We start from the raw sequence: 479 nt of genomic DNA on the forward strand, positions 1-479 counted from the left end.
TCAGTCATGTTGTTACGATAGACAAGTTCTGCACTGTTCGCCGCACTGTAAGCACCTTCGGGTGTATGGCTAATCAGAGCGCCCGACAATGCCCCGATAAATTTAGCCGTCTGAGCCTTGGCTTCATTACCCGTCAGCGCTTCCTGAATTTTATGGATTTGTCGCGCTGTTTCATTCTTGTACGACGGTTCAAATAGCCGGCTTTCCATTGTAATGGCCGCTAATTCAGCGGCCAGAGCTCCCACAGCAGCCCCTTTGGCATTCCCTCCGGCGATTTCCGCACTAATTCCTGCCACAACGGCATGGCTTAACATCTTTCCTGTGTAGCCTAAGATTTCCCCGTTATCACCAATTAAATGGGCCCCTTCTGCATTAATCTGATTGCCGATATTGGCAAGTAATGCGGTGGTGAAATTGTCTTTAAAGCTGCCGCCATTAATCGTTGTCCCCAGACTGGAACTGATAATGGACTGGCCTGC

General features: G+C 49.5%; 1 protein-coding gene. It reads right to left on the reverse strand.

Translation table 11 applies throughout. The features are described 5' to 3' along the window. The coding region (locus tag ABR397_RS23255; protein WP_350307768.1) for a DUF637 domain-containing protein at positions 1 to 479 on the reverse strand (479 nt) is incomplete at both ends.

This window comes from Photorhabdus viridis (assembly GCF_040256935.1).
GTDB classification, from domain to species: domain Bacteria; phylum Pseudomonadota; class Gammaproteobacteria; order Enterobacterales; family Enterobacteriaceae; genus Photorhabdus; species Photorhabdus viridis.